The 22,585-nt window shown below is 66.6% G+C and carries 30 protein-coding genes and 1 pseudogene; 14 read left to right on the plus strand and 17 right to left on the minus strand.

The features are described 5' to 3' along the window. Positions 1-38 precede the first annotated feature (38 nt). Both NFU08_RS10505 and NFU08_RS10510 read right to left on the minus strand, forming a co-directional pair. Positions 39-922 (minus strand): annotated as a pseudogene (locus NFU08_RS10505) (LysR family transcriptional regulator). Positions 923-1,214: 292 nt separating this feature from the next. Further along, the gene (locus tag NFU08_RS10510) at positions 1,215-1,367 is read right to left on the minus strand and encodes an LPXTG cell wall anchor domain-containing protein (RefSeq protein ID WP_188727030.1); all 153 of its coding nucleotides are present in this window, start codon (positions 1,365-1,367) and stop codon (positions 1,215-1,217) included. Between the two features lie 189 nt (positions 1,368-1,556). Here NFU08_RS10510 and NFU08_RS10515 point away from each other — a divergent pair, with 189 nt between their 5' ends. Together NFU08_RS10515 and NFU08_RS10520 are read left to right on the plus strand one after the other, a co-directional pair. Next, complete coding sequence (locus tag NFU08_RS10515; protein WP_104184564.1) at positions 1,557-1,922, plus strand: cupin domain-containing protein; 366 nt, start codon at positions 1,557-1,559, stop codon at positions 1,920-1,922. A gap of 60 nt (positions 1,923-1,982) precedes the next feature. Next, the gene (locus tag NFU08_RS10520) at positions 1,983-2,948 is read left to right on the plus strand and encodes an alpha/beta fold hydrolase (protein WP_251422952.1); all 966 of its coding nucleotides are present in this window, start codon (positions 1,983-1,985) and stop codon (positions 2,946-2,948) included. Positions 2,949-3,012: 64 nt separating this feature from the next. On the opposite strand, the gene NFU08_RS10525 is transcribed toward NFU08_RS10520, so the two are convergent. The 10 genes from NFU08_RS10525 to NFU08_RS10570 all read right to left on the minus strand — a co-directional run bounded on the left by NFU08_RS10525 (position 3,013) and on the right by NFU08_RS10570 (position 7,983). Then, positions 3,013-3,621 carry a flavodoxin family protein gene (locus NFU08_RS10525; protein WP_174178043.1) on the minus strand — a complete coding sequence of 203 codons (609 nt, stop codon included), beginning with the start codon at positions 3,619-3,621 and terminating at the stop codon, positions 3,013-3,015. 87 nt (positions 3,622-3,708) lie between these two features. Continuing rightward, positions 3,709-4,050, minus strand: coding sequence for a hypothetical protein (locus NFU08_RS10530; protein WP_251422953.1), 342 nt, complete (start codon positions 4,048-4,050; stop codon positions 3,709-3,711). Next, complete coding sequence (locus NFU08_RS10535; protein ID WP_251422954.1) at positions 4,047-4,676, minus strand: anti-sigma factor; 630 nt, start codon at positions 4,674-4,676, stop codon at positions 4,047-4,049. The genes NFU08_RS10530 and NFU08_RS10535 overlap by 4 nt, the downstream gene beginning before the upstream one ends. Beyond that, positions 4,673-5,266, minus strand: coding sequence for an RNA polymerase sigma factor (locus NFU08_RS10540; protein ID WP_251422955.1), 594 nt, complete (start codon positions 5,264-5,266; stop codon positions 4,673-4,675). The genes NFU08_RS10535 and NFU08_RS10540 overlap by 4 nt, the downstream gene beginning before the upstream one ends. 153 nt (positions 5,267-5,419) lie before the next feature. Next, positions 5,420-5,617, minus strand: a complete 198-nt coding sequence (locus NFU08_RS10545; RefSeq protein WP_251422958.1) for a CsbD family protein — start codon at positions 5,615-5,617, stop codon at positions 5,420-5,422. 120 nt (positions 5,618-5,737) lie between these two features. Beyond that, positions 5,738-6,343 carry a hypothetical protein gene (locus NFU08_RS10550; RefSeq protein WP_251422961.1) on the minus strand — a complete coding sequence of 202 codons (606 nt, stop codon included), beginning with the start codon at positions 6,341-6,343 and terminating at the stop codon, positions 5,738-5,740. After that, positions 6,340-6,921 carry a DUF6286 domain-containing protein gene (locus NFU08_RS10555; RefSeq protein WP_251422964.1) on the minus strand — a complete coding sequence of 194 codons (582 nt, stop codon included), beginning with the start codon at positions 6,919-6,921 and terminating at the stop codon, positions 6,340-6,342. Before NFU08_RS10555 ends, NFU08_RS10550 begins: the two co-directional genes overlap by 4 nt. After that, positions 6,918-7,325, minus strand: a complete 408-nt coding sequence (locus NFU08_RS10560; protein ID WP_251422967.1) for a hypothetical protein — start codon at positions 7,323-7,325, stop codon at positions 6,918-6,920. The genes NFU08_RS10555 and NFU08_RS10560 overlap by 4 nt, the downstream gene beginning before the upstream one ends. Continuing rightward, a complete protein-coding gene (locus NFU08_RS10565; RefSeq protein WP_251422970.1) occupies positions 7,322-7,513 on the minus strand; it encodes a DUF2273 domain-containing protein in 192 nt (63 codons plus the stop codon). The genes NFU08_RS10560 and NFU08_RS10565 overlap by 4 nt, the downstream gene beginning before the upstream one ends. Next, a complete protein-coding gene (locus NFU08_RS10570; protein WP_251422973.1) occupies positions 7,510-7,983 on the minus strand; it encodes an Asp23/Gls24 family envelope stress response protein in 474 nt (157 codons plus the stop codon). Before NFU08_RS10570 ends, NFU08_RS10565 begins: the two co-directional genes overlap by 4 nt. A gap of 753 nt (positions 7,984-8,736) precedes the next feature. On the opposite strand from NFU08_RS10570, the gene NFU08_RS10575 reads away from it, so the two are divergent. Beyond that, positions 8,737-9,126, plus strand: a complete 390-nt coding sequence (locus NFU08_RS10575; RefSeq protein ID WP_251422975.1) for a response regulator transcription factor — start codon at positions 8,737-8,739, stop codon at positions 9,124-9,126. A gap of 30 nt (positions 9,127-9,156) precedes the next feature. Here the strand turns inward: NFU08_RS10575 and NFU08_RS10580 are convergent, their stop codons facing one another. The 3 genes from NFU08_RS10580 to NFU08_RS10590 form a co-directional block, all read right to left on the minus strand. After that, complete coding sequence (locus tag NFU08_RS10580) at positions 9,157-10,266, minus strand: hypothetical protein (RefSeq protein ID WP_251422978.1); 1,110 nt, start codon at positions 10,264-10,266, stop codon at positions 9,157-9,159. A 261-nt stretch (positions 10,267-10,527) separates the two neighbouring features. Further along, positions 10,528-11,181: a response regulator transcription factor gene (locus tag NFU08_RS10585; protein ID WP_251422981.1), complete on the minus strand. Its 654-nt coding sequence runs from the start codon at positions 11,179-11,181 to the stop codon at positions 10,528-10,530. Positions 11,182-11,185: 4 nt separating this feature from the next. Then, positions 11,186-12,208, minus strand: coding sequence for a sensor histidine kinase (locus NFU08_RS10590; protein ID WP_251422984.1), 1,023 nt, complete (start codon positions 12,206-12,208; stop codon positions 11,186-11,188). Between the two features lie 169 nt (positions 12,209-12,377). Between NFU08_RS10590 and NFU08_RS10595 the strand changes: the two genes are divergently transcribed. The 11 genes from NFU08_RS10595 (at position 12,378) to galU (ending at position 21,120) form a co-directional block, all read left to right on the plus strand. Continuing rightward, positions 12,378-12,650 (plus strand): hypothetical protein, encoded by a 273-nt coding sequence (locus tag NFU08_RS10595; protein ID WP_174181563.1) that lies wholly within the window; start codon positions 12,378-12,380, stop codon positions 12,648-12,650. 116 nt (positions 12,651-12,766) lie between these two features. After that, complete coding sequence (locus NFU08_RS10600; protein ID WP_251422986.1) at positions 12,767-14,254, plus strand: DUF1538 domain-containing protein; 1,488 nt, start codon at positions 12,767-12,769, stop codon at positions 14,252-14,254. Beyond that, complete coding sequence (locus NFU08_RS10605; protein WP_174181567.1) at positions 14,251-14,601, plus strand: P-II family nitrogen regulator; 351 nt, start codon at positions 14,251-14,253, stop codon at positions 14,599-14,601. Before NFU08_RS10600 ends, NFU08_RS10605 begins: the two co-directional genes overlap by 4 nt. A 30-nt stretch (positions 14,602-14,631) precedes the next feature. After that, complete coding sequence (locus NFU08_RS10610) at positions 14,632-15,021, plus strand: CBS domain-containing protein (RefSeq protein WP_174181577.1); 390 nt, start codon at positions 14,632-14,634, stop codon at positions 15,019-15,021. 333 nt (positions 15,022-15,354) lie between these two features. After that, positions 15,355-16,359, plus strand: coding sequence for a 1,2-phenylacetyl-CoA epoxidase subunit PaaA (gene paaA, locus NFU08_RS10615; protein WP_251422990.1), 1,005 nt, complete (start codon positions 15,355-15,357; stop codon positions 16,357-16,359). Next, a complete protein-coding gene (gene paaB, locus NFU08_RS10620) occupies positions 16,356-16,733 on the plus strand; it encodes a 1,2-phenylacetyl-CoA epoxidase subunit PaaB (protein ID WP_251422993.1) in 378 nt (125 codons plus the stop codon). The genes paaA and paaB overlap by 4 nt, the downstream gene beginning before the upstream one ends. Beyond that, the gene (paaC, locus tag NFU08_RS10625) at positions 16,730-17,590 is read left to right on the plus strand and encodes a 1,2-phenylacetyl-CoA epoxidase subunit PaaC (RefSeq protein WP_251422996.1); all 861 of its coding nucleotides are present in this window, start codon (positions 16,730-16,732) and stop codon (positions 17,588-17,590) included. Before paaB ends, paaC begins: the two co-directional genes overlap by 4 nt. Before the next feature lie 8 nt (positions 17,591-17,598). After that, positions 17,599-18,132, plus strand: a complete 534-nt coding sequence (paaD, locus tag NFU08_RS10630) for a 1,2-phenylacetyl-CoA epoxidase subunit PaaD (protein ID WP_251423163.1) — start codon at positions 17,599-17,601, stop codon at positions 18,130-18,132. Positions 18,133-18,141: 9 nt separating this feature from the next. Continuing rightward, positions 18,142-19,383 carry a 1,2-phenylacetyl-CoA epoxidase subunit PaaE gene (gene paaE / locus NFU08_RS10635; protein ID WP_251422999.1) on the plus strand — a complete coding sequence of 414 codons (1,242 nt, stop codon included), beginning with the start codon at positions 18,142-18,144 and terminating at the stop codon, positions 19,381-19,383. 27 nt (positions 19,384-19,410) lie between these two features. Continuing rightward, a complete protein-coding gene (locus NFU08_RS10640) occupies positions 19,411-20,220 on the plus strand; it encodes an enoyl-CoA hydratase/isomerase family protein (protein ID WP_251423002.1) in 810 nt (269 codons plus the stop codon). Between the two features lie 9 nt (positions 20,221-20,229). Next, complete coding sequence (galU, locus tag NFU08_RS10645) at positions 20,230-21,120, plus strand: UTP--glucose-1-phosphate uridylyltransferase GalU (protein ID WP_251423005.1); 891 nt, start codon at positions 20,230-20,232, stop codon at positions 21,118-21,120. Between the two features lie 17 nt (positions 21,121-21,137). Here the strand turns inward: galU and NFU08_RS10650 are convergent, their stop codons facing one another. Then, on the minus strand, positions 21,138-21,584 hold the full coding sequence (locus tag NFU08_RS10650) for a VanZ family protein (protein WP_251423008.1): 447 nt from the start codon (positions 21,582-21,584) through the stop codon (positions 21,138-21,140). Between the two features lie 283 nt (positions 21,585-21,867). Beyond that, on the minus strand, positions 21,868-22,473 hold the full coding sequence (locus NFU08_RS10655) for an LPXTG cell wall anchor domain-containing protein (protein ID WP_251423010.1): 606 nt from the start codon (positions 22,471-22,473) through the stop codon (positions 21,868-21,870). Between the last annotated feature and the right edge of the window lie 112 nt (positions 22,474-22,585).

Genomic DNA, 22,585 nt, shown 5'->3' on the forward strand with positions numbered 1-22,585 from the left:
GATCCCTTGATACCTTCAGGGCATGGCTGTATTTGGGCTCAGGAGGCGCTGAACTCCAGGTCCTGCAGAAGCAGGCGGAGTGCCGGGTTGGTGATCCGGCGGTTCCACAATGCGTGCAGCTCAACCTGTCCCGTGGAGCCCGCGGCGAGGGGAAGGAATGTCACGCCATTGATGCCCAGCGCGGTGGCCGACTCCGGGACGAACGCCACCCCGCGCTTCGCCGCCACCAGCGACACCATGGTGACGATCTGGCTGACGGTGTGCACCACGTTGCCGTGGTCGATGGGGAGGAGCCGGACCACCAGGTCATAGAAGTAGCGTGCCTGGATGGGGGAGTGCATGATCAGGGCCTCGTGGCTGAAATCCTCCGGCCCAATGTCCCGGTCCAGCGACGCCAGCGGGTGGCCGGACGGAACGGCCAGCACCATGGACTCACGGGACAGCAGCCGGGAATCGAACGTCCGGACATCGAACGGCGGCCGGGCCAGGCCCAGGTCCAGTTCGCCGGTGAGGAGCCCGTCCAGCTGTTCGCCGGTCACCAGCTCCTGCAGCTCGATGTCTACATCCGGAACAATGCCCGAGATCTGTTCCAGCAGGGGCCCAGGACGCTGTAGCCGCTGGCTGCGGTGAACCCGATCCGCAGGACGCCGGAGCGGCCGGAGGCGATGCGCCGCGCAGTGGCGGGAGCCCGTCCGGCCAGGGTGAGCAGCCGGCGTGCCTCGTCCAGGAAGGCCAGGCCGGCGGGCGTCAGCTGGACCTTCCTGTTGTCGCGTTCCAGGAGTTCCGTGCCCACGATCCGTTCCAGCTTCTGGATCTGCCGGCTCAGGGGCGGCTGGGTCATGTTGAGGCGCTCGGCGGCCCGCCCAAAATGGAGTTCCTCTGCCACGGCGATGAACGCGGCCAGCTGGTCGAAGGTAAACATGATGCCCTCAAGGTATCAAGGCAGGCACGGGGATGCGGGCACAGCGGTGCAGGCGCGCGCGGGTTGGGCCGGTGGGGTGCGTGCAGGCCGGGGCTTCCGTGCGGTCCTGCCCAGTTCGTCAGGGGCCTTGCCCTCCCAGGCCGGGACACGCCGTCGTCCGCGGCGTGCCGCCCGGGTGCCCCGGAAGCAACCGGGCAGGAACGCACGACGGCGGCGCCTCACCCCGGGAAGCAACCGGGCGGGAACGCACGACGGCGGCGCCTCACCCTTGGGTGGGCAGCGCCAGAGTTGGTCAGGCCCGGGTTCTGCGCTTCAGCCAGCCCCAGACGGCGGTGGCCGCGAACAGCACCAGTCCGATCAGGGCCAGCCACAGCAGACCCTCGATAACGAAGCCCAGGATGGACAGAACGAGCCAGATAATAAGCAGTGTGATGATGAGTCCCATCCCGGAAGCCTAGCCCTGATGGCCGGCGGCGGGACATATTGACACGGCCCACCCGCGGGCGCACGCTGATAGCGCTGGGTGCCAGTGGCTGGCGGCCGCGGCCCACCGCGGGCCCGCCAACCAAAACCCGGAGATGTCTGGGCGCTCCGGATGCACAGTTCCCACACCCTTTCCTGTCAGGAGAAGGAAATGACCGTAAACGCCCTGGAAGCCAAATCATTCGACCAGCCCGATGAAAAGCGCCGCCCGCCCAAGACCCAGGTGGACGTGGTGACCCTCGGTGACACAACGCTCGGCAGGTTCACCTTTGAGCCGGGCTGGCGGTGGTCCGAAACCGTCAAAACCGTGGTCCACACGGACACGTGCCAGGTGAACCACGTGGGAATCTGCGCCGCCGGAACGTTGACTGTGGAAATGGAGGACGGATCGCGGGCCACGGTCAGCCCCGGCCACGCGTACACCATCCCGGCCGGCCATGACGCGTGGGTTGAGGGCGATGAGGCGTTCGTTGGCTACGAGGTCATGAGCGCAGCCACCTTCGCCAAGCCTGCCTGATGCCGGGCGGCTGTGCGCGTCATTGGTAGAAGGGCTTCCGGGGCTCGGGACACCGTTTCCGTGCCCCGGAAGAAGCCCCGGCGCTGGTTGCGCCGGCTCGGCATCACCGCACTGGTGGCGGTGGGGCTGCTGCTGGTGTCGACGGCGGTCAACGCGGCCATGGAGGGGGCGGAAAAGTCGGGCATTCCTGCCTATGGCGAACGTGTCCCGGTGGGCGGCGCTGCCCTCAACGTGTACCGGAGCGGGGGAGAGGGACAGCCGATCGTCCTCCTCAGCGGCCTGGGCACCCCGGCTCCGGGCCTTGACTTCGCCCCGCTGGTCCGCGAGCTGGGCGGCTTTGACGTCCTGGTGGTGGAGGGCCTGGGATACGGCTACAGCGACATGGACGGGCCTCCGCGGAGCAACGAGAATATCAGTACCGAACTGCACGACGTTCTGGCCAGGCTGCAGGTCAGGCAGCCGTATGTCCTGGCGGGGCACTCGATCGCCGGCTTCTACATGCTGGACTACGCCAACCGGTACCGGGCGGAAGTGTCCGCGGTGGTTGGCATCGACGCGACCATCCCCAAACCCGGGGACGGACAGGTTCCGGAACCGGAGCCGGGCTTCAGCGTGGAACGGGCCCTGGCCGTGACCGGGATGGTGCGCGCCGTGACCTTTGCGGCCCCCGGTTTGCTCGATCCGGACAGTGACGCCTACACCGAGGATGAACTCCACCGCATGCGCCTGATGATGAGCTGGAACTTCGGCAACCCGGCCGTCGCGGACGAAACGGCCCGGATAGCCAACAACGCCGCTGCGCTCAGGGGCGTCACCTATCCCGATGACCTGCCGGTCCTTGCCTTCATAGCCGATGAAGAGCCGGACTCCACTGCCACCAAGCTGTCATCCGCGGAGAACCTGCTGGCGAACGTTGACCGCCACAAGATTGTGCCACTGCAGGGCCATCACTACCTGCACTGGACCCAGTCCCGGCGGATGGCGGAGGAGATCCGGGCGTTCCTGGGGGCGGCGGTGGCCAGCTAGGATGCCGCGGCGAACCAAGGCGGGCTGCCACGCCCCCAAGCCGCGGCAGCCCGCCGTCGCCCCTTTACCCCGCGGGATACTGCGACGTGCGGAGGAACCGGGCCAGGTGCGCTGCGTTCCGGGCTGCGCCGGCGGTAGCGGAGGCCACCTTCTCGGGCACGGCCTTCAGGTCCTTGTAGTCCACGGTCTGCATGGCCTCGCCCACCCAGTACGTGGCGCCCTGGGCAGGGAGGGTGAAGCCGACGTCGTTCAGGCCCTGCTGCGTGTCCGCCACGGTCTTATGGGCGCCGTCCTCGTTGCCCACCACGGCCACCACCGCCACCTTCCCGTACATGATGGGCCGGCCCTCGTTGTCCGTCTCGGCGAGGTCCGCATCGAGCCGTTCCATGACCCGCTGCGTGATGCTGCTGGGGTGGCCCATCCAGATGGGCGTGGCGATCACCAGGATGTCGGCCGCCAGGATCTTGTCCCGGATGCCCGGCCAGGCGTCGCCGTCGCCCATGTCCACCTGGACGCCGGGCATCACGTTGTGGTCCACCACCCGCAGCGACGTCCCGCTCACGCCGTGCGTGGCCAGCTCGTCCAGCACGTGGCGGGCCATGAGCTCGCTGCTGGACGGCGCCGGGGAGGGGGTCAGGGAGCAAATCAGGGCAAGTGCGGTGAGGTCAGCCATTGTTCGTCCTTTGCTGTGTCTGCGGAGGGTGCCACCGGTGGTTCGGGGCCGGCGGCCTGCCGGACTGCCCGGCGCCGGCCCTGCCTGCTATCCGTTTCCGGACGGGGCCATCGTCACGATCACCACGTGTACCTGCACCGGCTGGGGAGCGAGGTGGCTGCGGATGGCGCCGGCGACGGACCGGGCGACCTCCGGCCCGTTGTCCGCTGCCACGCCAATGCGCGCCGTGACGCGCAGCCCGTCGTCGGAAGGCACGACGTCGATGTGCGGCACAGGCTCCTTCGCCACCGCCGCCATCACCTGGCGGAGCGGACGCACCGGGTAGGTGGCGCTGACGCCGTCGACGGCGAGGACTGCTTCCTGCAGCTGTGCCGCCAGTCCGGCGGGCACCTGCGTGCGTCCCGGCTGGGGGACCAGGGCTTCAGTCATGGCTTCTCCTGGGGAGGGGTCTGTCCCATCAGTCCGGCAGCTGTTCCCGGGCCCGCGGGCTGGGGCTCCAGGACATCGGTGATGGTGATGTCGATCGAGGTGATGTTGAGTTCGGTCTGCACTGCCAGTTCGCGGGCGAGCTGCCGGCGCAGGCTGCTGGCGCGTTCCTCCAGCGGATGCCCGAAGACGATGGCCAGGTGGACCTCCACGGTGACCTCGGCTCCCGGCGTGGTGACGTCCCCGTGGAGGCGGCACCGCCCTGCCGTGGTGCCCGGGAGGGTGTCCGCGATGGAGCGAATGAGGGCAGAGACAGCCCCCTCGGTCTGCGAGAGGGTGTCGTCGGGGTGTCCGCCGCGGAGGGGGATGCTCCTGCCCGGCCGGAGCTCCAGGGCCAGGTTGCCCAGGATCTTCTGCATCCAGCCGTCTGTGCCTTTTCCGGCGTCGGCAACGTCGGCGTCGAGCAGTTCCTGGCCAAGGCTGGAGAGCCGCCGCAGTGACGCCAGGCCGGCCTGGCACTCGGGGCAGCTGTCCAGGTGGGCCAGGTCCTGAAGTTCTCCTGTGTCCAGGTAATTGCTGAGTTCCGCGAGATCGTGCCCGCAGTCGAACGTGCCGTTCGGGGTGCTCATCGCCATTCCTCCATTGTGCTCGCCAGGGCAATCCGTGCGCGTGCCAGCCTGCCGCGGACACTGTCGGTGCTGATGTTCAGCGTCCGGGCAATGTCCTCATAACTCTGGCCGTTGAACTCCTTGAGCACCCAACATCGGCGCTGCTCCTCCGGGAGCCGGGAGAGGGCCGCCTTCAGCGCCTCAACTTGGGACCCGTCCAGCGCCGCCGCCTCGGGATCCGGCCATGAGCCCGCGCCGTCCGGCCTGCGGCTGTCCCTGGTGGTTTCGACGGCGTCCAGCCCGGCATCGTAGCGGCGCCTGCGCAGGTGGTCGATGCTGCGGCTGCCCGTGATACGCATCAGCCAGCCCTTGACGGCCGCCGGCTCCCGGAGCGAGTCCAGCTGGTTCCAGGCCTGGATCAGCGCGTCCTGGACAATGTCGTCCGCATCCGCGGTGGAGCCCGTCAGCCGGCGGGCGCTGGCCCGCATGAGCGGACCGTAGCGCCGGGCGAGGGCCTCGAAAGCCGCTGTATCGCCGTCGGCCGCCCGGCCGGCCAGCAGGGCGTCCGGCACAAGGTCGAGTTGGTGCGGAGCCGCGGGTGATCCACTCACTTCTTCTGCTTTCATCGGGCGTCGTGAGACGGGGTGTTGGGGTGGGTGCTGCCGGGGTGCCTTGCTGGGTGGGTGCTGCCGGGGGACTGGCCCTGTGCAGGCCGGCTGGGGGAGGGCCGGCGGATGCGGGCCGGCCTCCCCGGCGCGGGAGCATCAGTCCTTGCTGAAGCCGTCCTTCAGCTTCCGGGCGGCGTCCTTGACCTTCGCCCCGGCATCCCTGAGCTTGGCTTCGGCCTGGTCCCGCTGGCCCTCCCGCTCCAGGCGTTCGTTGCCGGTGAGCTTGCCCGTGGCCTCCTTGGCGGCGCCCACGTGGTTGGTCACTGCGTTGTTTGCCTTGTCGTCGATTCCCATGGTCACTTCCTTTCGTCCATCACCGCGGCTGCGGCGATTTTTCGGTTAGAGCGGGGTGGAGCGAACGTCGTGGAGCACAGCTGGTGGTGCAGAAGACGTGTCCGGAACGGCCGGGAAGGGCTACTGCACCCTGCCCCGCCGTGCCGTGGCGGTCCGGGCGCCGCTGGTGATTCGGACCAGGACCGGGATCTGATCGCCCAACCAGGCATCAATTCCTGTCACCAGTTCCTCCGCCGTCCCGGCAAGATCGCCGGGGGAGGCGCCCTGGCGTGCCTGGAGCCGCAGCTTGAGCCCCGTTGCGCGGGGGAGTTCCCACGCGGAGACTGCCGTGGCAACCACCATGCGGTTGTCCGCCGTGGCGTTCTTTACCGCCGCGGAGACCAGCCCGACGTCCACCACCGTGGTGCCGCGGCCGCCGTCGTCCTCCTGCGCAAGCCTCCTGGTCCGGCCGCCGCCCTGCGACGCGATCCATGCGACGCACAGCGCCGCGGCCAGAAGGAGGCCGCCCGCCCAGGCAACAGCCCACCAGCTGCGGACTGGTCCCGGCAGCGGGGCGCTACTGAGCAAGGCGGATGCCTGGCCCAAGAGCGTGGACGCGGTGGCAGCCCAGGCGTCCGCCACGGTGGGCAGGAACCCGGCCGCCGCCACCAGCGCACCCACGGCGGCCAGAAGCAGTCCAAGCACGATCAGCAGGGTCCGGTTGAGGGCGCGGTTGGTTCTCCTCATTGCCCCACCGCCCCGCTGCTGGCCACGCGCACCGCTGGGGTGATGCGCGTGGCCAGTCCGTACCGCGCCAGTTCGCTGCTGGCAGCGGCGGTAAGGGCGCCGGCGTCCAGCGCAAGGCCCGACGTCGGCCGCACCTGGACGCTGGCGGAGCGTCCGGCCACGGTGGTGGTCACCTGCCCCGGGGCGACGCCAGAGCTGAGCTGCACGGTGCGGGAGACGGCTGAGGCGATCACGTCGTCGTCCACCACCACGGCGCAGCGGCCGCTGGCCAGGGCCCGGCGCGGCCGGCGCCCGGGGGCCATGCCAGCAGCCATGAGGAGCACTCCGAGCAGCGCGATCCCTGCGCCGGCGGCGGCCAGCCAGCCAGGAATGGTGGCGGCAGGAAGCCCGGCCAGCCACCGTCCTGTTTCCCCGGGGGACGCCAGCAGTGCGGGAACCCCGGCCATCATCAGGACTGCTTCCAGGGCCAGCCAGAGGCATAGCGCCAGGAGGACCGTTGCGGCCAGGACCGATGCTGCTGCCCGCGACGAGTGGGTTTCCCGCCGCACCATGCGGCGGATGAGCCGTTGGTTGTTCATGCCGGCCTCCTTTCCTCGTGGTGTTCCTGTTGGGGACCCGTCTGGTGGGGACCGCCGTCGACCCTGCTGGTCCGGTGCGGCTGCCGGGCGCCGGTGAGCGTGATGTCCACCGTTCCCATGAGCAGCCCGCTGAGGTCGGCGCCCCGGCGCAGGATGGTGTCCCGCGCCGCCCGCGTCTGCTCGAACAGCGTGCCCGCTGCGGGCGTTGTGCCCGTGCCGGGGCCCGGCTGCAGCAGCGGCGGGAGGGGAAGCATCACCGAGATGGCGGCCCCCAATGTGCCACCGTCATCCCGGAGATCTGCCTCAACGTTCTTTCCGGGGACGCCGAAAGCATCAGCCGCAACTGTCTCCAGGGTGTGCCGGAGCGCCGCGGGCGAGATCCGGTTGTAGCCCCGGCGTGTCATGGGGAGGAGCGCTTGCCACGGAGGGCGTCCATGACCGCGCCGACGTCCAGCGTGCCCTGGGCGGCCCGGCCCAGCACCGCGCCGGTCCCCATGAACAGGGCGGTGAGCAGGAATCCCCAGAAGCCGAAGGCCAGGGCCGCCAGGGCCAGGACAGCCCCGGCGGCGGTGCCTGTTACTGCCGGGCTCACGCGACCCTCGGCTCCTGGTCGGCGTCGTCGTCAGCGTCGTCGGAGGGGACGTGGATGTCGGTGATGGTGATGTTGACTTCGGTCACCTCCATGCCCACGAGGTCCTCGATGGCTGTGTACACAGCGTCCCGGGCGCGGTCCGCCACGTCCTGGAGGGGGTGCGGGTATTCGACCACCAGGGTGACGTCAACGGCCACCTGGGTCTGCCCCACCTCAACGCTGACGCCCTGGGTCAGGTCCTTCTGGCCCACTTTTTCCCGGAGCGTGCCCAGTGCACGGGCTGCTCCGCCGCCGAGGGCGTGGACGCCGTCGATCTCCTGGATGGCGATGCCGGCGATCTTCGCCACCACGGCGTCGTCAACGGTGGTGGCGCCGCGCCCGTCCTTGCCCTTGGGCTGGGCGGGGGCGGCCACACCGGCCGACGGGGTCTTGGCGGCGACGGTTGCGGGGGTCTGCGTCTGGGTAGTCAAAGCGATCACTCCTCTTTGTTGAACCTGCGCTGTTGTGCGCCTGTGCAGATAAGACGCAGCCGGGCCGCCAAACCTCACGCAGAAAAAGGTGTGAGCTGCGCCACACTTCTGCGGGGTGCTTCCGACGGCGGCGCCCGCCATGGGTGCCTCCCTGCCCAACTAGGTAGCAGCACATGTCGTTATGAGGCCCCAAAACAGGATCTGCTGCTACCTAGTTGGGCCAGGGCGCGGTGCTGCGTCTTGCGCGATGGGCAGCCACTGTGCGTAGGATCTATTTAGTAACCATGCTTACTATCTCGACCTGCAGGGATCAGGCGGCTTCCCCCGGGCCCCGACGATCCCTCCAGCGGGACCGCGGAACATCAACGAAAGGACCAGCGCCATGAAGAAACTGCTCATTGCCTTCCTGCCCACCATCATCAGCAAGGTGCTGCAGGCCCGGAAAGCCAAGCAGGCCGGCCGCGCAGGCCAGGCGGCGCGGCCCCCGCGCAACCGCTTCTAGCGCCAGTTTGCGATCAGTGCGGCCCGCCCTCCGGCTCAGGAAGGCGGGCCGCACTGCGTTGCAGGCGTTATTGTCCGCCCGGGCCTGTTTTTCCGCGAAACGACCACAGCCCTATCACACGCATGCGCGGGCCTTTTGCCCGGGGTTTACGGTGAATATGCGGTGTACATGGACGGCCGCCCGCAATGTGGCCCCGGCCGGGGCCTGCGCGTCGTAAACTTGCCACAAACTAGCAAGAGCCGGGGGGCTTAGTGGAAGAACAGCAGCTCTGCCTGGTCATTGAAGATGACTCTGATATCCGCGGACTGATTACCGCCGTGTTGACCCGTGCCGGGTTCAAGGTGCTGGCCGTCGGATCAGGAGCCGAGGGGAAAGCCGCAGTCGCCGCGGCCGGTGCCACCCTGTCCCTGATCACCCTGGACTTGGGCTTGCCGGACATCGATGGACGGGACCTTAGCCTTGAACTGCGGAAGCTAAGCCCGGCACCTCTGCTGTTCCTCACGGCCAGGGCAGAAGACGACGACGTTCTTGCCGGGCTGGCAGCCGGAGCCGCTGCGTATCTGACGAAGCCTTTCCTTCCCAGCACACTGAGGGAAACGGCCCTGAAATTAACCCGCGTGCAGCCCGGCGCCCGCATCTGAGCATCAGTGACGCCGCGCCTGCCGCCGGGTTCAGCCGCCCTGGGTAAGTCCCGTGTCCGGGAGTGCCAGCGGGCGCCAGTCGGCGATGATTCCGGTGGCTTCGTAGGAGAGTTTGATGTTGACGTTGTAGGTGCCGGCACGTTTGAGGTCCGGCACCCAGATCTCGGCCACTCCCGCGTCATGAGGGGTGGCTCCCACCACCCTGTAGGCGAGTTTTTCGGCCTGCCAGGTGAGCGGTACGTCCAAGCCGTCCAGGGACCACGTCAGGAGTAGGGGGACATCAGCGAGTCCCTGGAGGTCTACCCTGACGGCCACGCTCCAGCCCTGCGGATCCGCGCCCTGCGGGCCGCTGGTTGACTCCACCTCCTGCAGCGCCGCGGCCAGCCTGAGAGCCACCTGTGCCGGGGGCACGGTTTCTCCGTTTTCGTCGATGGTTTCGATAACCATGGCGTGGGCTGTATACACGACGGCGGGGGGAACCACGTCCCGCAGCGCATAGTGATTCGACATCTCCCTGATGTATTCATCGGTCAGGGGCGGGATCTCCCCGAGGAGCCGGATGGAGGGTTCGGGGAGGACGGTCAGGATGCCGGCGGGCGTGGTGCTCAGTGTTGGCGACGGACTGCCCGTCCCTGTAGAGGTGCCGGTGGGTGTGGGACTGGGCGTCGCCGTCGTCCGCGTCGGCGTGGGGGTCGTGGGCGTCGGCGCGGGCGTGAACGTCAGGAAGGTGGGCCGCGGGACGGGCCGCACGGTGGGCAGCGGACGCATGGTGAACTGTTCAAACCCCGTGAACCGGGGCGTGGCCGCCGCCTCCTGGCCCGCCGGACGCGGCATGTCGGCGGCACCCGCCCTGGCCAGCCTGCCGTCGTCGTAAATTTGCCCCGCCGAGGCAGCCTCAGGAACGGCGGTCAGGGGCAGGAACCCGCCGATCCCTTCCGGTGCGAAGCCGGTCAGCGGAGTGCGCTTGATGATGTGGATCGACTCGATCCGTGCCACGTCTTCGTCGGGAGGAGGAAAGATCCTGTCCCAGAGGTTCAGCACACCCAGGATCGCGGCCGCCAGTGCACCTGCGGCGATGATGAACGTCGAGGTGCGCTTGTACCAGGGAGGTTTAGCTGCTGGTTTATGTTTTGTGACCACGCCACCACCTCCCACCACAGCAAGCAGAACCCCCTGCCCGTTACTGCCGCGTTACTGCGCATCCCAGTACGCTTGCGGGTGGAGCGCGTTCGACGGCGGAGCGCGCCGGCCGCCGCCAGCATGCGTTCCAGCCTGCCGGCTCCATGAGGTCAGCCCATTCCCCGCACCACCGCAAAGCCTGCGGCCCGGATCCGTTTTTCGCGCTTCTTCTCCGCCCCCTCCCTGGCCTACCAGATAGCTGGCATTGCCGGTTCGGTCCCCTTACGGCTCTATGAGTCCGGTGCGAATGGCAAATCTTGCGAGATCCAGCCGGTCGCGCAGGCCGAGCTTTTGCAGGACGTTAGCCCGGTGGCGGTCGACGGTTTTTACGCTGATCCTGAGGGCCTCGGCGATTTCCCTGGTGGAGTTTCCCTCTGCGATGAGCTTCGTAATCTGCTCCTCTCGAGGCGTGAGAATGCTGTTCGGCATCCGGTCGCCCCGTCGGTCGCGTTCGAGGTAGTCGCGGATGAGCGCGGTGACCGCGCCAGGGTAGAGGAACGACTCTCCTCTCATCGATGCCCGGCATGCTTCGATCAGGTCGCGGTCGGCGACCGACTTGAGGACATAGCCAGAGGCCCCGGCACGTATCGCTTCGAAGAAGTACTGCTCGTTGTCGTACATAGAAAGGATGAGGATACGCACGTTGGGTGCGCTCCGCGATATTTGTCGTGCTGCCTGGAGGCCGGTCATCTGGGGCATGGCGATGTCGAGAATGGCGAGGTCAATCCCGCCGGCGGTCGCGGCAGCGACGGCTTCTGTGCCGTCTGCGGCCTCGGCGACGACGGTGAGGTCTTCTTCCGCGTCGAGGATCATGCGGAGTCCGCGGCGGACCAGGGCGTGGTCGTCGGCGAGGAGGATGCGGGTGGGTGCGCCCATCGGTTCAGTTCCTTGCCTCGGCGCCGGGAACGAGGAGGCGGACGTCGGTTCCCCCGCTCGGGCGGGAGGAGACTGTGAGCTCGGCGCCGATGAGCATGGCCCGTTCGCGCATTCCGCGGATGCCTGCGCCCTCGGGGAGGTCGCCGCCTTGCCCGTTGTCACTAATTCGCAGGGTCAGCCCGGTCGTGGATGAGGTGAGCGTGAAATCGACTTGTGTCGCGTGGGCATGACGGGCGACGTTGGTGAGTGCCTCCTGGGCAATGCGGTAGAGGACCAGTTCGACGTCCCCGCTGAGCTCGGGAAGCTTGTCGGCGATCCCCCAGTTCACCGGGATTCCGCTCGAGCGGGAGAACTCGGTGCCCAGCGAGGTCAGGGCACTACGCAGGCCGAGGTCCGCGAGTACGCCGGGGCGGAGACGTTGCGCGACCTGGCGGACCTCCTCCAGGCTCGCACGGACGGCGTCCTGTGCGACGAGGCTCTCTTCGCGCAGATCGTCGGGAGAGCGGTCGACAACCCGCTTGAGGCTGAGGAGGGCAACGGTCAGGCTTTGGCCGATCTGGTCGTGCAGTTCCCGCGAGATCCGCTGACGTTCCCCCTCTTGCGCTGCAAGGGCGAGGGCGCTGCTCGCGCTGGTTTCCGCTTCGAGCCGATCCAGCATTTCATTAAAGGTGCGGATGAAGTGCCCGAGGTCGCCGTTACCGGCTTCAGTGGTTGCCCGGTCCCCGCCGCGCCGTAGCAGGCCCACCCGGCGCATGACGGTCGTCAGCGCGTCAAGCGGTGCGAGACTTGCCCGCACCAGGGCGGCATTCGCGGCGAGGATGAGGGCCAGTCCAATGATCAGGACCGGCACTTCAGTCAGCAGGACGGGTGATGACACCGTTGCTGGGGAGAGCGCCAGAACGAGAGTGCCGATGGCAAAGAGCAACCCGTTGATGATGAACAGTCGCCAGAACAGCAACTGCGCCGGTCCTTTCGGGGGCAGGCCGACTGTTGCGCCGGCGGCCCTCGTTTCGAGCGGAGTCCGCATTCGACTAGCCTTACGCGGCCTGCGTCCTTTGTCCATGAGGGCCCGCACCCACAGGCTGCGGAAGCACGCACCCTTGTCGCTCCGAAATGGGTGTCAGGCCTAATGGCACCTCACTGATCACGGAGGGAGACTGGATCCACCCTAAAGAAACCAGGGAACGGAGGGCCCCATGGAGACCACCCATTCCACAGTGCCGGGCGCTGGCCTGCTGCATGACTGCCGGACCCGCGATGGCCAGCAACTCCGCATTCTCGTCGACCGTCTGGGCAGGCGTGAAATCTTCGTGTACGACGAGGCCGAGCCCGACCGGGTCGTGGCAAGAATCGTGCTCGAGGAGGACGAAGCCGATCAGGTTGCCGAGCTTCTGCACAGCCAGCCGCTCACCGATCGGATCGCTGAACTTGAACGCCGGGTCGCCCGGCTGGCAGGGAGCTGGAAATAACGATCATGGACAGGGAACCCGGGGACACCGCTGGAGCCGTGGCTAATAGCTTCGACTGGGCTGGAGAGGCGAGCTGACAGGCGCGTTACTCGCTGGATCTTCCAGGAAAGGACCCGATGGAGCATCTCAGTCGATTTGCCGGGGAATTCCTCAAGGCGCTCAGGAACCTTTTACCGATCGTAGTCGTCGTTTTGGTGTTCCAGCTGCTGGTATTCCGGTCCATGCCCGATGGCCCCCTGGAGCTGGTGGCAGGCCTTCTGGTTGTGGCTGTAGGCATTGCCCTGTTCCTGCACGGCCTGGATCTGAGTATCTTTCCGGTAGGTAAGAACCTGGCGAATCAGTTTGTCCGGAGCGGGGCCCTGGGGCTGTTGCTGCCCTTTGGATTTGCCATTGGCTTCGCGGCTTCCGTTGCGGAGCCGGCGGTGATCGCTGTCGCGGAGCAGGCCCAGCTGGTCAGCGCCGGCCGGATCAACGCGCTGGTGCTGCGTTTCGTCATCGCGGTGTCGGTGGGTCTGGTCTTGATCCTGGGCGTCCTGCGCGTTCTTCGGGGCTGGGCCGTATATAAGTTGTTGATCGCAGGCTACGCGACAGCGCTGGGACTCACCTATATCGCCCCGCCGGAGATCATTGCCCTTGCCTACGATTCAGGCGGGGTTACCACCAACATCGTCAGTGTCCCACTGATCGCCGCGATCGGTCTCGGGCTGGCCAATTCCATCAGGGGACGCAGCCTGCTCGCGGACGGCTTTGGCCTGGTCGCTCTGTGCGTAATGGTGCCCATGATCGGGGTCCAGCTCTACGGTATCTGGGTCTACACCTTCGGCTCTGCCGCGCCGCCGGCTCCGCCGGTGCCTGACGCCGGGGCGGATGCAACGGGTTGGGTGCTCGGCATGATCCTTGGACTCGCGTCAATGGTCCGGGAAGTTCTTCCTATCGTGGCCGTCGTCTTGTTCTTTCAATGGGTCGCCCTGCGGCGCAGGCTGCCCCACCCCCTGCGGGTCGTCGTCGGCTTCATCATGGTCCTGGTGGGACTGTATGCCTTCGTAATCGGACTCAAGCTCGGGCTGTTCCCGCTCGGCACCCTGATGGCGGAGCAGCTGATCGAGCAGGGAGCCCCTGTCCTGATCCTGCTCTTCGCGCTGCTGATCGGCTTCGCGGTCACCATGGCCGAACCTGCCCTGGTGGCCATCGGGGAACAGGCGCAGGACGCGTCACCGGGCAAGATCAACGCGTTCGCCGTCCGAGTCATTGTCGCCGTTGGTGTAGGCCTGGGGATAGGCTTCGGTGTCTACCGGATATTGGTGGGTGGCCCGTTCCACTACTTCATCATGACCGCCTACGCCATCGCGATCGTGCTGATGTTCTTCGCCCCGAAATACATCATCGCGCTGGCCTTCGACCTGGGCGGTGTGACGACGTCGGAGGTCACCGTTCCGTTGGTAACCGCCCTCGGAATAGGCCTTGCCGCCGCCGTGGAGGGCAGGGACGTGCTGATCGACGGGTTTGGTTTGATCGCTTATGCGTCCATCTTCCCTGTCATCGCCGTCATGGTGTACGCCATGGTGATGGAGAGAGTTCCCGTTCTAAGGAGCAGACCGGCATGAAATTCACAGCAGTCATCGTGATTGCCCCCGACGAGCTTGAAGACAGGGTCATTGAACATGCGCAGCGGGCCGGGGCCACGGGCGTGACCATCCTGCCCGGCAAGGGCATCGGAGGCGAGGCCAGGAAGACATTCTTTGGGCTCACCTTCGAAGGCACGCAATCAGTGCTGCTGATGGTCGTCGGCACCCACCTGACGGCCCCCATCCTGAAGGAACTGCACCAAATACTGGTCAAAGGGACTGGATCCCGGGGCCTGGCCTTCGCGATCCCGATTGAGCACCTGACCGGGATCGACATGCGCCAGGTGGTCAGATTCGAGGAGCACCTGCGCCGCGAGGGCGCCTGAGCCCTGTCTGCACCTAACGAGGAGGAAAAGATGCTGACCGTCAAAGATGTCATGGTCCCTGAGGTCGTCACGATCTCCCCTTACAGCACCCTGCGGGAGGCGCTGTCGATGATGAAGGAGCGTCAGGTCAAGAGCCTGGTGGTGGAGCGCCAGCACGCCCATGACGCGTACGGCATGCTGAGCTACAGGGAACTTTTGGACACCGTCGTTGCCCAGGACGGAGATGTGGATCTCCTGAACGTTTACGACGCAGCCACGATTCCCGCCATCACTGTCAACGAGGACCTGTCCGTCCGCCAGGCAGCGGCCCTGATGAGCCGCTACCATCTCAGCCGGCTCGTCGTGGTCGAAGGCAGTCAGCTCGTTGGCCTGCTCGCCATGAATGACATCCTCGCCCGGCTCATGGAGGAACTGACCTGAATGCGGCGACCTGATAGATCCAAACCATTGCTTTCCGCCAGGTGGGCGTCACAGCCTCACTCGCAGACTTTGGCGGCACAGACGCCGGGAGCAGGAACGCACGACGGCGGCGCGCACCACCCGCAGCAGGCAGGTGAGAGAGCATCAGGAATAAGTCCGCATCAAGTGAGGGAGCGTCAGGAAAAAGGGGGCATCAAGTGAGAGAGCGTCGCAAGGGGTGGGCAGGAGTGGTGCGGGTCAACGCTTGACGGGCCCTCGCGGTTCCGCATATCCTGAACGAACGGTCGGTAAATAATTCCGCACGTCCCAGACGGTCTTTGCATAGGAGCAACCATGGCAGCCCAGAACTTGCAGTCAGTGCCGGTCGAGCTAACGGCTGGAACCAGCGAAACGGCGGAAGCGGACGGCCAGGCCAACTTTGACCGCGTCATCGCCGAGGACTCCCGCATCGAACCGAAGGACTGGATGCCGGCGGCCTACCGCAAGACCCTCCTGCGCCAGATCTCCCAGCACGCCCACTCGGAGATCATCGGCATGCAGCCGGAAGCCAACTGGATCTCTCGGGCCCCCAGCCTGAAGCGCAAGGCCATCCTCATGGCCAAGGTCCAGGACGAGGCCGGCCACGGGCTGTACCTCTACTCCGCCGCCGAGACCCTGGGCCAGAACCGGGACGAGATGACGGACGCGCTGATCGCCGGCAAGGCCCGCTACTCGAGCATTTTCAACTACCCCGCGCTCACCTGGGCGGACATGGGTGCCATCGGCTGGCTGGTGGACGGCGCAGCGATCTGCAACCAGGTCCCGCTGTGCCGCGCCTCCTACGGCCCCTACGGCCGGGCCATGGTGCGCATCTGCAAGGAGGAGTCGTTCCACCAGCGCCAGGGTTTCGAGATCCTGCTGGAACTCTCCAACGGCACCCCCGCCCAGAAGCAGATGGCCCAGGACGCCGTGAACCGCTGGTACGCCCCGGCCCTGATGATGTTCGGCCCGCCGGATGACGATTCCCCCAACTCCAAGCAGTCCATGGCCTGGAACATCAAGCGCTTCAGCAACGATGAGCTCCGCAGCCGCTTCGTGGGCATGATGGTGGAGCAGGTCCGGGTCTTGGGCCTCACCCTCCCCGATGACCAGATCCGCTTCAACGAGGACTCCAAGAAGTGGGAGCACGGCCCGCTGGACTGGGACGAGTTCCACGAGGTCCTGGCCGGCCGCGGCCCCTGCAACTCCCAGCGCCTTGAGCGCCGCAGGCAGGCGCACGACGACGGCGCCTGGGTCCGCGAGGCAGCCGCCGCCTACGCAGCCAAGCAGCTTAACAAGCAGAAGGAATACGCAGCATGAGCCCCCACGGGAACCCGGAAGCACCCGCTAGCTCCGCCACCGAGATCAACCGCGAAGCCCCCAAGGCATCCCCCAAACCGCAGGAACACACGGACCACGCCTGGGGCCTCTGGGAGGTCTTTGTCCGGTCCAGCCGCGGCCTGAGCCACGTCCACGCCGGCTCCCTGCACGCACCGGATGCCGCCATGGCCCTGCGCAACGCCCGGGACCTCTACACCCGCCGCAACGAGGGCGTCTCCATCTGGGTTGTCCCCGCGGACGCCATCGCCGCCAGCGATCCCGATTCCAAGGGCGCGTTCTTCGAGTCGCCCCAGGGCAAGGACTACCGCCATGCCACGCACTACACCAAGAGCGAGGGAGTGAAGCACCTGTGAGCGAAGCCAACGCCAGCGCCACCCGCATCACCCCCGGCAACGCCCTCCGCCCGGAGGACATCGCGCTGGAGGTCCGCACCGGCCTTGCGAAACCAAGCGAAGACACCGCCGAGTACGCGCTGCGCCTGGGCGACGACGCCCTGATCCTGGCCCAGCGCCTGGGCCACTGGATCTCCCGCGCCCCCGAGCTGGAGGAGGACATCGCCCTGGGCAACATCGCCCTGGACCAGCTGGGCCACGCCCGCTCCTTCCTCAGCTACGCCGGCGGCGCCATGGTGAACGACGACGGTTCGGCCAGGTCAGAGGACGACCTCGCCTATTTCCGCCGCGAGCATGAGTTCCGCTCCGTGCAGCTGTTCGAGCAGCCCAACGGGGACTTCGCGGCCACCATCGCCCGCCAGTTCGTGGTGAGCTACTACCAGTTCCTGCTCTACACCCGGCTGACCGAATCGAAGGACGCCACCCTCGCCGCCATCGCAGCCAAGGCCGTGAAGGAAGTGGACTACCACCGGGACCACGCCGCCCAGTGGGTCCTGCGCCTGGCCGGCGGCACGGAGGAGTCCCGCAAGCGGATGATCCACGGCTTCCGCATCATGTGGCCGTACGTGGAGGAACTCTTCCGTGATGACGACCTGACGGGCCGGCTCGCCGAGGCGGGCATCGCCGTCGCGCCTTCCTCTTTGAAAGAGGACTTTGACCGGCTGACGGGCGAAGTCCTCACTGAGGCCGGGCTGGAGGTTCCGGACGTCCCGGCAGCACCCGGCGGCGGCCGGCAGGGCAGGCACTCCGAGCACCTGGGCTACATTCTGGCCGAGATGCAGGTGCTGGCCCGCGAGCACCCCGGAGCGAGCTGGTGACCGCCGCCATGTACATCTCGGACTTTGAATCCCGGACGCAGACGCCGCGGCAGAAGGCCTGGGACATCGCTGCCACCGTGGTGGACCCGGAGATCCCGGTACTGAGCATCGAGGACCTGGGCATCCTGCGGGACGTCGCAGTGACGAAGGAACACGGGACTGACCACGTCAAGGTCACCATCACCCCCACGTACTCGGGCTGCCCGGCCATGGACGCCATCCGCGACGACCTCAAAACCGCCTTTGAAAAAGAGGGCTACATGGACGTCGAGGTGGACCTGGTGCTCGCCCCGGCCTGGTCCACGGACTGGATGACGGAGGCCGGCAAGCAGAAGCTGCAGGAGTACGGCATCGCCCCGCCCACGGGGAAGTCCAACGCGGCACGGCACGCCGGCCCCATCCGCCTCACCATGGCCGTGAAGTGCCCGCAATGCTCAAGCCTCAACACCAAGGAACTCACCCGCTTCGGCTCCACCTCCTGCAAGGCGCTGTACGTCTGCCAGGACTGCAAGGAACCGTTCGACTACTTCAAAGTGCTGTAAGGAAGCCCCATGCCTGTTGTCCGCCAGACCGCCGCCGAGGAGGCGCAGGCCACCGGCCGCCGTCGTCCGTCCTTCCACACCCTGGCCGTGAAGGAGGTGCGCCGGCTCACCGACGATGCCATCGAGGTGTCCTTCCACGTGCCTGCGGAGCTCGCCGGCCAGTTCGACTACCTGCCCGGCCAGTACGTGGCGCTGCGCACCACGCTGCCGGACGAGTCCGGCGAGCCGAAGGAAATCCGCCGCAGCTACTCCATCTGCGCGGAGCCGCGCAGCTTCGAGGACGGCACCAGCGAGATCCGCGTGGCCATCAAGAAGGACCTGGGCGGGCGGTTCTCCACCTGGGCCAACGCCGAGTTGAAGGCCGGGGACACCCTGGACGTCATGAGTCCCATGGGCGCGTTTGTGTCCCGGCACGGCCGCGACGGCCAGGCCGTGGAGCAGAACCGGATGAACTCCATGAACAACCCGGAGGAGCTGGCGGGGGACGTCGCCTCCCAGGGGGAAGCGAACTTCGTGGCCATCGCCGCGGGCAGCGGGATCACGCCGGTGATCGCCATCGCCCGGACGCTGCTGGCCGCCAACCCGGAGTGCCGGTTCGATCTGATCTACGCCAACAAGGCCGCCATGGACGTGATGTTCCTGGAGGAGCTCGCGGACCTGAAGGACAAGTACCCGCAGCGGCTGGCCATCCACCACGTGCTGTCCCGCGAGCAGCGGATCGCGCCGCTGCTCTCCGGCAGGATCGATTCGGAGAAGCTCCAGCAGCTGCTGGGCACGGCCATCCACGCGGACGATGTGGACGAGTGGTTCCTGTGCGGGCCGTTCGAGCTGGTGCAGCTGTGCCGGGACACCCTGGCCGAGCGCGGCGTGAAGCCGGAGAACGTCCGGTTCGAGCTGTTCACCTCCGGCAAGCCGGACAAGCCGGAGGGCAACGCTGGCCGTCCCGTGCTGGTGGACGAGTCCAAGGAGACGTACAAGATCACCTTCAAGCTGGACGGCCTGCAGGGCGAGGTGGCCAGCCCCACCCACGCCCGCGAGTCCATCCTCAACGCGGCGCTGCGGGTCCGCCCGGACGTACCGTTCGCGTGCGCCGGGGGAGTGTGCGGCACCTGCCGGGCCAAGGTGGTCACCGGCAGCGTGACCATGGACGAAAACTACGCGCTGGAGCAGGATGAGCTGGACAAGGGGTACGTGCTGACGTGCCAGAGCCACCCCACCAGCAAGGAAGTCACCGTCGACTTCGACGTCTAGCCCTACCGGTCCCAAACAAGGAGTTCCATGATTTCCCTCTCCATCAACAACGCCGTGGCCGAGGTGGTGCTGAACGCACCGCACAAGCTGAACTCGCTGGATGAGCAGGCGCTGGCGGATTTAACCCAGGCGTACGACGACGCCGCTGCCGCCGCCGAGATTGGGAAGGTGCGGGCGCTGCTGCTCAGGGGAGAGGGCCGTGCCTTCTGCGCGGGCCGGGACATCCAGAACGTGACGCCGGAAAGCGACGACGCCGCCGCGTACCTGGGCGGCCTGGTGGAGCCTTTGCTGAAGAAGATGGCCGCATTCCCGGCACCCACGTTCGCGGCCGCCCACGGGGCGTGCCTGGGCGTGGGACTGGGGCTGCTGCTGGCCACGGACGTGGTGTATGTGGCGGAGAACGCCAAGTTCGGCTCGCCGTTTGCCAAGCTGGGCGCCACGCTGGACTCGGGCGGGCACTGGTACTTCACGGAGCGGCTGGGCATGCACCGGACGCTGGACCTGATCTACACGGCGGACTTGATCTCCGGGGCGGAAGCCGTGGCACAGGGGATGTTCAGCCGGGCCATGCCGGCGGACCATCTGCTGGAGACCACGCGGGGGATTGTTGGCCGTGTTGCTTTTGGCGCTACGGGCGCTTTTGTGGCGAGCAAGGAGTTGGTGGCGCACATCCGGGACCAGCGCCTGGGCCTGTGGGAGGCCATGCAGGAGGAGAACGCCGAGCAGGCGCGCCTGTGCACCACCGACGATTATGCCGAGGGTTTCCGGGCGTTCCAGGAGAAGCGTGAGCCGAAATTCACAGGCGCGAAATTGCCTTTGCCCGCCGCTGATTTGTAGGGTTCAGCTATGACTATGGGGAAAGCAATTACCAAAGCCGTCATTCCTGCTGCCGGATTGGGGACTCGCTTCCTGCCCGCCACCAAGGCAATGCCGAAGGAAATGTTGCCGGTGGTAGACCGGCCGGCCATCCAGTACGTGGTGGAGGAAGCGGTGAAGTCCGGCCTCACGGACCTGCTGATGATCACGGGGCGGAACAAGCGCTCCCTTGAGGACCACTTTGACCGCGAGCCGGGCCTGGAGCGTGCGCTGGAGCTCAAGGGGGACAAGGACAGGCTGGAGTCGGTGCAGTACGCCTCGGAGCTGGGTCCCATCCACTATGTCCGCCAGGGTGAGGCCAAGGGTTTGGGCCACGCGGTGCTGTGCGCTGCCCAGCACGTGGGGGATGAGCCGTTTGCTGTGCTGCTGGGTGATGACCTCATTGATGAGGCTGAGGACCTGCTGACCACCATGATGGAGGTGCAGCAGAAGACCGGCGGTTCGGTGATTGCCCTGATTGAGGTGGATCCGGCGCAGATCAGCGCGTACGGCTGCGCGGACGTCACCGCTGTGGACGGTGAGGATTATGTCCGGGTGAACAGTTTGGTGGAGAAGCCTGCGGTGGGGGATGCGCCGTCCAACCTGGCTGTGATCGGCCGGTACGTGCTGCACCCGGCTGTGTTCGGGATCCTGGAGGAGACCGAGCCGGGCCGTGGCAATGAGATCCAGCTGACGGATGCGCTGCAGACCCTGGCCGCCGGGGAGGGTGAGGGCTCCGGTGTTTACGGTGTGGTGTTCAAGGGCCGCCGGTTCGATACCGGGGACAAGCTCAGCTACCTCAAGGCCGTGATCACGCTGGCGTCAGAGCGGGTGGAGTTCGGTGAGGACCTGAAGACCTGGATGAAGGGCTTCGTCAACTAGGCGACGCTACAGACCTCTTACAGGTCCGCTGCCGGAAGGCGGCGGGCCTGTAATCGTTTAAGGGCTGCTGCAGCCAGGAGGGCGCCAATGACAGCGCCTGACGTGTTTGTCACAAGGTCAAGCGGGCTTGGAAAACGGTCGTGCAGAAACAGCAGCTGTCCCAGTTCCATGCAGCAGGAAATGAGGAATCCGAATGCGCCGATTTTCCACCAAGGCCAGCTGGGAAAAGCTAGCGAGCTTACTAGTCCAACGGGGACAAAAAGCGCCACGTTCGCGGATGCTTCCACAAATCGGTAATTGAACCACGCAGGAATTCCGTGGCGGTGGAGGAATTTCAGGACGGCCGCGAGCTGGCCTTGTACGGGCTGGTCCACGGGGCTTGGCCAGAAGGCGATGAGTGCCAGGGGGACCAGCATGGCAATGAGGACCAGGCGCCAGAGCCGGGAGTTCTCGAGCTGCTTCACAGGATGTTCAGGAGGTCCGTAGAAGGGCCAGCGCTGCTGTACCCAGTGCGGCGACCGCGAGCATGGCCAGAAGGACGTAGGGGAGTACCTGGGGGCTGGGGAGGGGAAACGAGAAGTCGTATTGCCTTGGTGCTTTTCGCCAATGTCTCCCCATAGCTCATATTGATACCACAGCCCGGCCGCCCGATTGGCGGCTCTGGGTGTTGAGACGTTAAACGAAGAAGGTGGGTGTTCTCCGTTTCCGGAGTACACCCACCTTCTTCGGTGGTTATAGGTGTTGCAGTTATGCAGCTACCTCAGCCTTGGCGCGGCGACGAACAACCACTACCGAGGTTGCGCCGGCAGCCAGTGCGCCTGCGCCCACCAGGGTCCAGAGGACCAGGCCGGAGTCAGCGCCGGTGTTGGCCAGGCCTGCACCACCGGTGCTGGCCAGGGGAGCGCCGCCGGCGTTGCCACCGGTGTTGGCCAAGGAAGCTGCCACGGTAACCGTGACGGGGCCAACTACGACGCCGGACTGAGTGCCTTCAGCGGTCAGGCTGTAGGTGCCGGCTTCGCTGATGGAGATCGGGAGGGCGAAGGCGCCCTGGGCGTCGGCGGTGGCGCTGAGTTCCTGCGGTGCCAGGAACACGGGGATCTTGGTGGCTACTGAACGGCTACCAGCGATGTTGGCACCGCTTGCTGCCGGCGGCTGGCCGGGCGTTACGCGGATGATGAGCGGTTCGCCGGCAAGGAAGCCCTGGCCGCGGAACACGAAGCTTTCGCCCGGGCCAACAACGCCGTCAGAAACAGCGGCCTGCGGCGGAAGTGCCGGGTATTCTGCGGCTACGGCCGGTGAGCCAATAAGGGCGAGTGAGCCAGCGAGTGCGAGTGCTGCGAGTGTTTTCTTCATGAGTGTCCCCCCGGAGACGTTTAAGTTTTTGGTGTACCCGATTGTGAGGAAATTTTCCTCTCCACACGAGACCTATGCGGAACTACGGATAATGATCCCAAGAGAGACGCTA

It is taken from the genome of Pseudarthrobacter sp. NCCP-2145 (genome assembly GCF_023708005.1).
GTDB classification, from domain to species: Bacteria; Actinomycetota; Actinomycetes; order Actinomycetales; family Micrococcaceae; genus Arthrobacter; species Arthrobacter oxydans.